This is a genomic window from Mesorhizobium sp. Pch-S (genome assembly GCF_004136315.1).
Taxonomy (GTDB): domain Bacteria; phylum Pseudomonadota; class Alphaproteobacteria; order Rhizobiales; family Rhizobiaceae; genus Mesorhizobium.
Window position 1 is genome coordinate 4,673,451 of record NZ_CP029562.1, and the last position, 11,966, is coordinate 4,685,416.

An 11,966-nucleotide genomic window follows, 5' to 3' on the forward strand; every position below is an offset into this window, starting at 1 on the left:
GTATGGCGAAGTTGTTCAAACGGGCATTGCGGATCTTCTTCTATGTCGTGGCGGTAGTCGTTGCGGCAGCACTGGGGGCACTGATCGTCTTCACCACGACCGAGCGCGGTCGGGACAATCTTGCCGGCCTGATCTCCTCGATGGCTTCGACGTCGGGAAGCAAGGTGACGGTTGCCGGCATAGACGGCATCTGGTCGGGCGCGCTGAGGGTCGATCATGTCGTGCTGGAAGACAGCAAGGGTCCCTGGCTGGTGCTGCGTCAGGTTGCGGTGGACTGGTCGCCATTTGCGTTGCTGACAAAGACATTCAGCGCAGACCGTGTTGCGGTCGGGCGCATCGAGGCGGCGCGGTTGCCGGTATCGGAGGGTGAGCCGAAGCGCGATACCGAAGGTGGCTTCAGCCTGCCGGTGTCGCTCGATATCAAGGCGATCGACCTGCCCAACATCGCGCTCGGTGAAGCCCTGGCCGGTGCAGGCATTGCGGAGCTGGCGGCCAAAGGATCCGTAAAGGCCGATGCATCGCCGCTTGCGGTGGCGGCCAAGCTCAACGTGGCACGCAATGACGGCAAGCAGGGCACTGTCGATGCGACCGTCGATTTCGCGCCGGCCGACAACAAACTCGACCTCGACGTGAAGGCGTCGGAGCCCGCAGGCGGTATCCTCGCCAATCTTCTGCAACTGCCAGGAGATCCATCGGTTGATATCACCCTGGCTGGAAAAGGTTCGCTGGCTGACTGGAACGGCACCGGTAGCTTCAGCGTCGACGGCCAGGTGGTCACGCAACTGACTGGCCGCAACCAGCAGACCGAAAAGGGCAATCGCATCGAGGCGAAGGGTGACGGCGACTTCGCGCGCTTCCTGCCGGACCGGTTCAAGCCGCTGCTCGCTGGCAGGACGGATTTTGCGTTCACCGGAACGGCGACCAAGACCGGCGGCGTGGAAATCGAACAGGCGCAGATCAGCAGCGATGCCGTGCGCGGCACCGCTGCCGGTCATGTCGACCCCAAGGGCGCGACAGACTTTTCGTTGCAGTTCAATTCGGTCGGCCCGACCTTGCCGCTGGCGCTCGGCAGCAAGGAAAGCCCGATCGACATCGAGATGAAGTCGGCAACTCTGCGCGCCTTCGGCGAGGGCAGCGCGCCGGCGCTCGACATCGGCGCGTCGCTGGCCAAGGTAACGACGACCGTCACCAAGTTCGAGAACATCGACCTGACCATCCACTCCGACAATTTCGACGTTGCCAACCGCGTCGGACCGATGACCGGTTCGCTGACCGTCGACAGGATCGGGTTTGACAATCCGACCATCGCCCCGCTGATCGCAGGCAAGATTAAGGCCGATGTTGCCGGCAGCCTCGCCAAGGAAACCATCAATGTCGACAAGGGCTCGATCCGGTCTGACACGCTGATCGGCGATTTCAACGGCAAGATGGCGCTGGCCGACGGTTCGATCGAACTGAACGTCAAGGCGGATGCCGCTTCCTCGGCGTTGCCCGCTGCTGCGCGCCCGGCGCTTGGCGAACGGGCCGTGCTTTCGGCGGCAATCCGGCGCGATTCCAAAGGCACTGTGACGGCGGACTCCATCACGCTCGATTCCGGTGCTGTTTCGGCCAGCGGCAGCGCCAGCCTGCACGAAGGCCAGATCGTTGCCGAGCTCAAGGGCGCGTTGGCGGATCTCTCGCTGCTGTCCAAGGAAGCGAAGGGCGCCATCGGTCTTTCTGTCACCGCAAAGGGCGTCATGGTCGCGCCGGACGTTTCGGTGTCGCTGAGCGGCGACAAGCTTGAGGTCGCAGGACGCGAGATCAGCGGATTGAGCCTGTCGGCAGCCGGCAGGGCCGACGTCGCCAATCCGGCCGCCGACGTTACGCTGTCGGCTACAATTGCCGGACAATCGTTGCAGGGCAAGGCGGTGCTGAAGACGGAGAACGGCCAGCGCCGCATCGATGGTTTGAAGCTGGCACTCGGCAACAACGGCGTCGCCGGTGATCTGGTTCTCGACGAAGCTTTCCTCCCGGAAGGAACCGTGACGATCGATTTGCCCGATATCGGACCGCTGGCGGCTCTGGCCCTGGAAAAGGCTGAAGGTGATGTGCGCGGTACCGTCCGTTTCGCCAAGCGCGACGGCGTGCCTGAAGTGGCTCTGCAGGCCAAGGCCGGACTCAAGCGCGGTGATCTGATCGCCAGGAATGTCGCCATCGATGCGCTGGTGTCTAACTACGCTGCCGCCCCTGCGGTTTCCGGCACGGTGCGGGCCGATGCGGTTACCTCCGGCACGACAACAATTACCGGCATCGCAGTTGATCTGAAGCGCGATGGCGACTGGACCGGCTTTTCCGGTGGCGCAACGATCAAGGACATTCCTGCCAGGGCGGTCGGCCGCGTGAAGTCCACCGGCGGTGTGACCACGCTGGAACTCGCCTCCGGCCAAGCCGTGATCCGTGGCCTGAAGGCGGTTATTCCGGAGCTGTCGACGGTGACGGTCGCCAACGGCACGACGACGATCCAGAAGCTGGTGGTCGGTGTCGACAGCGGCCGCGCGACGATCACGGGCACCGCAGGCAAGGCTCTCGACATCGATGTGGCCCTGACCAATCTGCCGGTCGCTGCTGCCAATACCTTTTCGCCAGGACTTGGTGCTGCCGGCACGGTGTCGGGTACCGCCAAAGTTACGGGCGCGGCCTCCGCCCCTTCGGTCACCTACAACATCAAGGCCAGCGGGCTTGGCGTTGCGGCGACGCGAGATGCCGGCATCGGCGCCATCAACCTCGCGTCCGGCGGTACCTTCGTGTCCAACAAGCTCACCTTCAATGCCGATATCGGCGGCGCAGCCGGGCTGGCGCTGAAGGGCGGCGGCTCGGTTACCACTGCCGGTACACCAAACCTGTCGGTCGATATCGCCGGCAACGTGCCGTTCGAGCTTCTGGCGCGCAAGCTGGCCGAGCAGGGGCTTTCGCTGACCGGCGGCGCCAATGTCGCGGTCCAGGTGCGTGGTCCGGCCAGCAAGCCAGTAATCTCCGGTTCCGTGCGTTCGTCGGGCGCGCGGGTCCTGGACGCAAACTCCGGGCTCGCGGTCAAGGACATCACGCTTGATATCGGCATGGCCAATGGCATCGCCACCATCAACCGGCTGACGGGTACGTTGTCGACGCGTGGCACGCTTTCAGTCGGCGGCACTGTCGGTATCGATGCCGACAGAGGATTCCCGGCTGATCTGTCGATCAAGCTGGTCGACGGTCGTTACACCGACGGCCGCATCGTAACGGCAAACCTTGGCGGGGATCTCACCATCAAGGGGCCGTTGGCGACGGCACCGGCCGTCTCGGGTACGATCAATCTCGGCAAGGTCGTCGTCACCGTGCCGGAACGCCTGCCGACATCGCTGTCGACCTTGAACATCAAACGCAAGGATGCGCCTGCCGCCGTGAAGGCGCAGGACAAGGCGCTGCGTCCTTCAGGTGCCAGCAGCAGCGGTGGCAGCGGGGGTGGTGGGTTGACGCTCGACGTCACGGTCAATGCCCCCAACCAGATCTTCGTCATGGGACGCGGGCTCGACGCCGAGCTCGGTGGCAATCTGCGTCTGACCGGTCCGGCTTCCGCGCCGCAGGCTGTCGGCAAATTCACGCTGCAGCGCGGACGGCTTTCCATCCTCGGCAAGCGCCTGACCTTCACGGAAGGCACGCTGACCTTCTCAGGCTCGCTGGTGCCGTATCTCAACATGGTCGCGGAATCCACCGCCGGCGACGCGACGGTGAACATCACCGTTTCCGGCGAGGCGACCAATCCGAAATTCACGTTCTCTTCGGTGCCTGCGTTGCCTGAGGACGAGGTTCTGGCGCGCCTGATCTTCGGCCGGTCGATGTCCAATCTGTCGCCGCTGCAGATCGCCCAGCTCGCAGAGGCGGCGGCGCAGCTCAGCGGTGTCGGCGGTTCGACGTCGCTGCTGGAAAAGCTGCGCGGCAAGCTTGGTGTCGACGATCTCGACGTCACCACCGACGACCAGGGTGGAACGGCGGTATCGGCCGGCAAATATCTCAACGATCGCACCTATCTGAACATCCAGAAGGGCGAGAAGCCCGGCTCCGGCAGGGCGCGCATCGACTTCAACGTCGGCAAGGGGGTCAAACTGCGTGGCGAGGCCTCGGACGACGGCGAGGCCAAGGGCGGTATTTTCTACGAGAAAGAATACTAGCTTCGCGGTTCCCGGTGTCGCCGGGTGGACTGACAGTGCGCCAGAACTGGCGCTGCCGCAGCAGTGTTGATTGTATCATGACAGAAATGCACGCGGTTTACGCAGAACCGGTGGGCGTCTGTTTTTTGCCCTCGATAGCAAATTTCCGCCAAGATTGTCGCTATCGCGCCAACTGCTCCCATTTCAAAGTTGCACTCTTGCCGTGAGTTCTCACGCTGGCCGTTCTTTGACAACGGCGGTCAGGTGCGGAATGTTAAAAGGCGAAAAGCCAATAATGGGAGCTAGTCATGACAACTTATGAAAGCAATGGCGATCGCGTTCCGGATCATATCCTGGCGATGGCCGAACAGGCCAAGTCAGGTGGCATCGATCGTCGCGAGTTCCTGGCGATGGCCAGCATTTTCGGCGCTTCGACGGCGATGGCCTATGGCCTGCTGGGTATCGCCGTGCCGACGCCCGCCCAGGCTCAGGAAACGCCCAAGAAAGGCGGTGTGCTGAAGGTGGCGATGAACGTCAAGGATCCCAAGGATCCGCGTACCGCCGACTGGTCGGAAATCTCCAATGCCGAGCGCCAGGCGCTCGAGCCGCTGGTGAAGTACACCAAGCAATACACCTTCGAGCCTTATCTCCTCGAGAAGTGGGAGATCAACGACGATGCCACGGAGTATACTCTGCATGTGCGTCCGGGCGTCGAATGGAACAATGGTGACAAGTTCACCGCCGATGACGTGATCTACAATCTGACCCGCTGGGCCGACAAGGCCGCGGAAGGCAACTCGATGCCCGGTCGTCTCGGCAGCCTGGTCGACGAGAAGACCAAGAAGCTGCGCGAAGGTTCGGTCGAAAAAGTCGACGACATGACGGTCAAGCTGAAGCTGACCAGCCCGGATATCGCCATCATCGCCAACATGACCGACTATCCTGCACTCGTCGTTCACAAGACGTTCGACGAGAAGGGTGCCAACTTCAAGAACTGCCCGATCGGCACCGGCCCGTTCGAGCTCGTCTCCTACGATGTCGGCCAGAAGGTGGTGTACAAGCGCCGCGAGACCGGCAAGTGGTGGGGCGGCGAGGCGCTGCTCGATGGCGTCGAGTTCATCGACTACGGCACCGACCCGGCGGCTACCGTTGCCGCGTTCGAGTCCGGTGAGGTGCACACCAACCATGAAACGACCGCAGACTATATCAAGATCATCGCCGATGTCGGCGCGCCGGCTTCGGAAGTGGTGACGGCGGCGACCGTGTGTTCCCGCTTCAACGTCAAGGCCAAGCCCTATGACAACCAGACGGTGCGCCAGGCGATGTGCCTTGCGGTCGACAATGCGACCGTGCTGCAACTCGGCTACGGCAACGCCGGCACGCCCGGCGAGAACCACCACGTTGCGCCGATCCATCCGGAATATGTGGAACTGCCCAAGGTCAAGCGCGATCCCGCCAAGGCCAAGCAGATGCTGCAGGAAGCCGGTGCGCTCGACTTCGAGCACGAGCTGATCAGCAATGACGAGGACTATCACAAGAACACCACCGACGCGATTGCAGCGCAGTTGCGCGAGGCTGGTATCAAGGTGAAGCGCACGGTCCTGCCGAGCTCGACCTTCTGGAACGACTGGACGAAGTACCCGTTCTCGGAGACCAACTGGAACATGCGTCCGCTGGGCATCCAGGTCATCGCCATCGCCTACCGCACCGGCGAAGCCTGGAACGAAACGGCCTACGCCAATCCGGATTTCGACAAGAAGGTGAACGAAGCGCTTGGGATCGCCGATGCCGAGAAGCGCAAGGCCGTGATGAAGGATATCGAGCAGACGCTGCAGGATTCCGGAATCATTATCCAGCCTTACTGGCGCAAGCTCTACATCAACATCAAGCCCGAGGTGAAGAACCACTCGATGCACCCGACCTACGAGCATGACTTCGGCAAGGTCTGGCTCGAGCAGGCTTGATTGATCGTTCGGCGGGTACGGAAGACACATGTCTTCCGTACCCGGTGGCATCGCCGTCGCGACGCCCCTTGTCGCGGCGGCCCTAAATCCAAAAAGATTTTTGACACAGGGTTGATCGCTTCTGACCCCAACCCGGCCGGCAGGGGGACGCAATGCTCTCATTCATAGCCAGACGTATCGGCACCATTCTCTTGACCATGCTGTGCCTGACGCTGGTCGTTTTCTTTCTGGTGAATCTCGAGCCCAACCTGAAGAAGCTGGCGATCAGCCAGACCGAGATGCGGGCTCCAGCCGAACAGCTGGAAAGCTGGTTGGTCAAGAATGGCTACCGGCAGAACTTCTTCGTCCGCTACGGCCAATGGCTGGGCGTCCTGAAGAAGGAGGCCATCGTCGATCCGGCGACCGGCAAGGCGTCCGCGCGTTTTTCCTTCTGCAACGAACCGGTCGAACCAGCCTATTCGGGTGTGTTGCAGGGTAATTTCGGTTGCTCGACCAAATTCAAGACCACGGTCGCCGCCAAGCTTTTTCCGGCATTGCGTGCGACGGGCATCCTGATGTTCTGGGTGCTTGTGGTGATGGTGCCGGTCTCGTTGCTCGTCGGCATTCTTGCGGGCATGCGCGAAGGGTCACGCACGGATCGAATATTGTCGGTCGCCTCGATCATTACGACGGCGACGCCCGAATATGTTTCTGGTGTCTTCTTCACCGTCATTTTTGCCTCTTGGCTCGGTTGGCTGAACGGCTCCGCGGCATCGGCCGCGCAAGGCATCACTTTCTACAATTTCACGCTGCCGGTGATAACGCTGGCGATCTACGGCATCGGTTACATCGCACGCATGACACGGGCCTCGATGGTCGAGGTGATGACGCAGCAATACATCCGCACGGCGCGGCTGAAGGGCCTGTCCTTCTCCAAGGTGGTCGTCAGGCACGCGCTGCGCAACGCGCTGATCGCGCCTTTCACGGTCATCATGCTGCAGTTCCCGTGGCTTTTGACTGGTGTCGTCATTGTCGAGACGATGTTTCGCTACCAGGGCTTCGGCTACACGCTGGTGGAAGCCGCCGGCAACAATGACATCGACCTCCTGCTTGGCTGTTCCCTGGTCTCGGTGTTCATCGTGCTGATCACCCAGCTGATCTCGGATGTCGGCTATGCGTACCTCAACCCGCGCATCCGTGTGCAGTAGGGAGGGCAAGCGATGCAGATCGAATTTATCGGTGCCTTCAACATCATCATCGGCGTTCTGGCGCGCTTCTGGCCGGTATGGCTCGCGCTGGCCATCGTGCTGGGCGTCAGCTTCACCTACAAGAAACGGCTCGGCCTCTACGGCCAGCTCTTCGACAGCAGCGTCGGCATAGCTGGCGTCGTCATCTGCCTGTTCTGGCTCTTCACGGCGATCTTCGCTTCGACCGTCGCGCCTTTCGATCCGCTCAGCCAGATATCGGTGATGAAGGACGCGCTGCCAGGAGCCATCGAGCCTGCCTCCAAAGGCGTGTACCTGTTCGGCGGCGACAAGCTGGCGCGCGATATCTTCTCGCGCATGGTCTATGGCAGCCAGATTGTCCTGATCATTGCGCCCGCTGCAACCGGCTTTGCGCTGATGGTCGGCATCACGCTCGGCCTGCCGGCCGGCTATTACGGCGGCAAGATCGACACGGTGCTGTCGTTCCTGGCCAATCTGGTGCTGGCGTTCCCGGTGATCCTGCTGTTCTACCTGCTGGTCACGCCGGGCATCATGGACACGCCGATCCCCTATGCGATGGCGGGCCTGTTCTTTCTGTTTCCGATCATCTTCTTCTCCGTGCTGTTCTGGACCCGCTACAAGAACAGGCCTGACCGGCTCTACTGGCTCATGGGCCTGACTTTGGTGATCGGTGGCTGGATCTATATCGGCCTGGTGTTCGACGCCGACCCATTGCGGATCGTCCACATCGAGCCGAACCAGCTGAACATCTTCGTGGCGGTGGTGTTTGCATCTTCGCCCGGTGTGTTCCGAATCGTGCGTGGCCTGACCATGGACATCAAGACGCGCGACTACGTGGCAGCGGCCCAGACGCGCGGTGAGACCCCGTGGTACATCATGCTCTGGGAAATCCTGCCCAACGCGCGCGGACCGTTGATCGTGGATGCCTGCCTGCGCATCGGCTACACCACCATCCTGCTTGGTACGTTGGGCTATTTCGGTCTCGGTCTGGCTCCGGAAAGTCCGGACTGGGGCACCGCGATCAAGGATGCCAGCCGCCTGCTGCGCTCCTTTATCCACCCTGCGCTGCCGCCGACGATCGCGCTGATGTCGTTCGTGCTGGGACTGAACCTGCTCGCCGACTCGCTGCGTGAACAATCAATGAAGGACTAGAGCTATTCCAGGAAAAGTGCGTGACGGTTTTCCGTCCGGAATTGCGTAAAACAAAGAACTAGAGCGTATCCGCGTTTCCGTGAAAAACGGAAACGCTCCAGTGAGGGCGACGCCATGAACGAAGCCGTAAAAGCCACGAACACCGCCAATGCCCAGCCGATCATCGAGATCGAGAACCTGTCGATCTCGTTTTTCACCCGCAAGGGCGAGATACCGGCGGTGATGGATTTTTCCTGCACGGTGATGCCGGGCGAAGCGATGGGCATCGTCGGCGAAAGCGGTTGCGGCAAGTCGACTGTGTCGCTCGGCATAATGCGGGACCTGTCCAATGTCGGCAGGATCGTCGGCGGGCGCATCAAGTTCCAGGGCAAGGATATGGGCGAGATGACCGAGGAGGAGCTTCGCTCCATCCGCGGCAACAAGATCGCCATGATCTATCAGGAGCCGATGGCCTCGCTGAACCCGGCCATGAAGATCGGCCAGCAGCTGATGGAAGTACCGCTCATCCACGACAAGGTGTCGAAGGACGAGGCCTACAAGCGCTCGCTGGAAATGGTACGCGCGGTCAAGCTGCCGGATCCGGAACGCATGATGCGCTCCTATCCACACCAGCTTTCCGGGGGCCAGCAGCAGCGCATCGTCATCGCCATGGCGTTGTTGTCCAAGCCGGCGCTGCTTTTGCTCGACGAGCCGACCACCGCGCTCGACGTGACGGTGGAAGCCGGCATCGTCGAACTGGTGAAGGGCCTCGGTCAGCAGTTTGGCACTTCGATGATCTTCGTGTCGCACAATCTGGGGCTGATCCTGGAAACCTGCGACAAGATCACGGTGATGTATTCGGGTGAGGCGGTCGAAACAGGCAGGATCGAGGACGTGTTCGACCGCATGCGGCACCCCTATACACAAGGGTTGTTCCGCTCGATCCCGCTGCCCGGTGCCGACAAGAATGAAAGGCCGCTGATCGCCATTCCGGGCCAGTTGCCGCTGCCGCATGAACGTCCGAAGGGTTGTAACTTCGGACCGCGCTGCCACCATTTCGTCGAAGGCGTCTGCAATGCCGCCGAAATCCCGATGATCGATGTCGAAGGTCACGAAGGGCATTTCTCACGCTGCGTGCGTTTCAACGAGATCGACTGGGCGGCGTTGCCGCCAGGCGCGAAGAAATCCGCCGAGCCGGTCAAGCCCGGCGCGCCGGTCCTCAAGATCGATGACCTGAAGAAGTATTATCACGTCGGTGCCGGCGGTGTGTTTGGTGGTGGCGAGGGCCGTACGGTCAAGGCCAACGAGACGATCAGCTTCGAGGCACGCGAAAGCGAAACCGTCGCCATCGTTGGCGAAAGCGGCTGCGGAAAGTCGACGCTGGCCAAGGTCCTGCTCGGCCTGGAGACGGCAAGCTCAGGCAAGGTTACGCTCGGCAACAGCGAGATCCAGTCCACCGGCATTGAGAAGCGTAGCGTCGACACGGTGTCCGCCATCCAGATGGTGTTCCAGAACCCGTTCGACACGCTGAATCCCAGCCACACGGTCGGCTCGCAGATCATTCGTACGCTGGAGAAATTCAATGTCGGCAAGACGGTCGCCGATCGCAAGCAGCGCATGCTGGAGCTACTCGATCTCGTGAAGCTGCCGAGGGCGTTCGCCGAGCGCAAGCCGCGGCAGCTTTCCGGCGGACAGAAACAGCGCATTGGCGTGGCGCGTGCCTTTGCCGGTTCAGCCAGGGTCGTGGTGGCGGATGAGCCTGTCTCGGCGCTTGACGTTTCGGTGCAGGCAGCCGTCACCGAGCTGTTGATGGACATCCAGCGCAAGAACAAGACGACCATGCTGTTCATCAGCCACGACCTGTCCGTCGTGCGCTACATCGCCGACCGCGTCGTCGTCATGTATCTCGGCCACATCGTCGAGCAGGGCACGACCGACCAGATATTTTCACCGCCCTATCACCCTTATACCGAGGCGCTGCTGTCGGCGATCCCGATCGCAGACACTTCGGTGGTGAAGAAACATATCGTGCTGGAGGGGGATATACCCTCGGCCATGAATCCGCCGACCGGATGTCCGTTCCAGACACGCTGCCGCTACAAACATCTGGTGGCCGATGGCCGCTGCGAGAAGGAAGTACCGCCGCTGAAGGAACTCGGCGGTGGGCACCGGTCCTTGTGCTGGCTGTCCGACGAAGTCCTGGCGACCATGGAGCCGGTGATCCGTTTCGACAAGGAGCATGCGGCGCTCGAAGGCATCCCGGACGACGCCGCTGGAATTGTCCACGTGGGTTCTGCTTCCGCCTCTACCGACGATAAAAAGCCAGCTCGCAAACCTGCTGTTGCCCGCAAGTCCACCAGGACGGCGAAGAAGGTCGAGGCAGCAGAGGCAGAACCACCGGTTGCCTCGCAAAAATCGGCGGCCAGGAAGACCATCGTCAAAGCGACTGAAACGTCGAAAAAAGTGAGCCTGGCAAAGAGTGCCAAAGCAAAGGCTGGGTCAGCCAGGCCGGCAAAAGCCGCTGCGAGCAACAAGGTGGTATCTGCGCCCGTCGAACCACCAGTTCCGGCAGAGCCGATCGATCCTGCTGACCTGGGCCGGCCAGCGGGGATGGCACGACCGCTGAACCCGACGATCTCAAGCTGATCGTCGGCATTGGGCCACAGATCGAGATCGTTCTGAACGATTTCGGCGTCTATCGCTTTGCGCAGATCGCCGGCTGGTCAGAACCCGAGCGGGAGTGGGTCGACAAGCGACTGATGCTGCTGGGACGTTCCGAACGCGATGAGTGGATCAGGCAGGCCAAGGCTCTCGCCGATGGCGGCGAAGAGGAATATGTGCGGGTGTTCGGCCGGAAACCCAGGTAACCGCAGCCGTTGGCACATTAGCGGCAGCTTTGCAGCTGACCACGATAGCGGTCGGCCATGGCCGAGACATCACGCGCATAGCGCTGAATGCCGCTGTTGCCGCGCCAGTCGCCGCGCTTGTAGGCACCCCAGCCCATGTAATAGGCGAGGTAGAGGTTATAGGCATCGTCGCGGGCCACGCCGTAGGTGTCGACCGTCTTGGTGTGATACCAGCCGACGAAGTCCACGGCGTCGGCAAAATTGGTGCGGCTTGCGGTGAAGTTGCCGCTTTCACGCCGATACTGGCTCCAGGTGCCGTCGAGTGCCTGCGAATAGCCATAGGCACTGGAGACGCGCGTCCATGGGATGAAGCCAAGCAGCTTGGTGCGTGGCGGGCGGGCGGTGCTGTTGAAGCCGGATTCCTTGCGCACGGTCGCCATCAGCACATGCACCGGAATGCCGTATTTACGCTGTGTGCGTTCCGCCGACGAACGCCAGTCGTTGAACCAGCCATCGCGTTGGTCGAACACGGCGCACACATCGTTGATGCGGTTTGGGGCCGTTGCACAGGCGCCAAGCACCAGCACGGAACCGACCGCTAAAACTCGACTAAAACTGTACGCACGCATGGCGAAAGCATTAGTCGCAAATCAT

6 protein-coding genes are annotated in these 11,966 nt (G+C 61.6%); 5 read left to right on the forward strand and 1 reads right to left on the reverse strand.

Features of this window, described 5'->3' with window-relative positions; genetic code table 11:
- Window positions 1-2 precede the first annotated feature (2 nt).
- From C1M53_RS21880 to C1M53_RS21900, 5 genes are all read left to right on the forward strand, one after another.
- A complete protein-coding gene (locus C1M53_RS21880; RefSeq protein WP_129414152.1) occupies window positions 3-4,187 on the forward strand; it encodes a translocation/assembly module TamB domain-containing protein in 4,185 nt (1,394 codons plus the stop codon).
- 287 nt (window positions 4,188-4,474) lie between these two features.
- The gene (locus tag C1M53_RS21885) at window positions 4,475-6,130 is read left to right on the forward strand and encodes an ABC transporter substrate-binding protein (protein WP_129414153.1); all 1,656 of its coding nucleotides are present in this window, start codon (window positions 4,475-4,477) and stop codon (window positions 6,128-6,130) included.
- Between the two features lie 152 nt (window positions 6,131-6,282).
- On the forward strand, window positions 6,283-7,317 hold the full coding sequence (locus tag C1M53_RS21890) for an ABC transporter permease (protein WP_129414154.1): 1,035 nt from the start codon (window positions 6,283-6,285) through the stop codon (window positions 7,315-7,317).
- Between the two features lie 12 nt (window positions 7,318-7,329).
- Window positions 7,330-8,487 carry an ABC transporter permease gene (locus C1M53_RS21895; protein ID WP_129414155.1) on the forward strand — a complete coding sequence of 386 codons (1,158 nt, stop codon included), beginning with the start codon at window positions 7,330-7,332 and terminating at the stop codon, window positions 8,485-8,487.
- Window positions 8,488-8,601: 114 nt separating this feature from the next.
- A complete protein-coding gene (locus tag C1M53_RS21900; protein WP_245488239.1) occupies window positions 8,602-11,112 on the forward strand; it encodes an ABC transporter ATP-binding protein in 2,511 nt (836 codons plus the stop codon).
- A gap of 238 nt (window positions 11,113-11,350) precedes the next feature.
- Here the strand turns inward: C1M53_RS21900 and C1M53_RS21905 are convergent, their stop codons facing one another.
- Complete coding sequence (locus C1M53_RS21905; RefSeq protein WP_129414156.1) at window positions 11,351-11,941, reverse strand: transglycosylase SLT domain-containing protein; 591 nt, start codon at window positions 11,939-11,941, stop codon at window positions 11,351-11,353.
- Window positions 11,942-11,966: the final 25 nt, after the last annotated feature.

Excerpts from the sequence above, each read along its gene's own strand:
- C1M53_RS21880 (WP_129414152.1), top strand. The coding sequence starts at position 3 with ATGGCGAAGTTGTTCAAACGGGCATTGCGGATCTTCTTCTATGTCGTG.
- C1M53_RS21885 (WP_129414153.1), top strand. The coding sequence starts at position 4,475 with ATGACAACTTATGAAAGCAATGGCGATCGCGTTCCGGATCATATCCTG.
- C1M53_RS21890 (WP_129414154.1), top strand. The coding sequence starts at position 6,283 with ATGCTCTCATTCATAGCCAGACGTATCGGCACCATTCTCTTGACCATG.
- C1M53_RS21895 (WP_129414155.1), top strand. The coding sequence starts at position 7,330 with ATGCAGATCGAATTTATCGGTGCCTTCAACATCATCATCGGCGTTCTG.
- C1M53_RS21900 (WP_245488239.1), top strand. The coding sequence starts at position 8,602 with ATGAACGAAGCCGTAAAAGCCACGAACACCGCCAATGCCCAGCCGATC.
- C1M53_RS21905 (WP_129414156.1), bottom strand. The coding sequence starts at position 11,941 with ATGCGTGCGTACAGTTTTAGTCGAGTTTTAGCGGTCGGTTCCGTGCTG.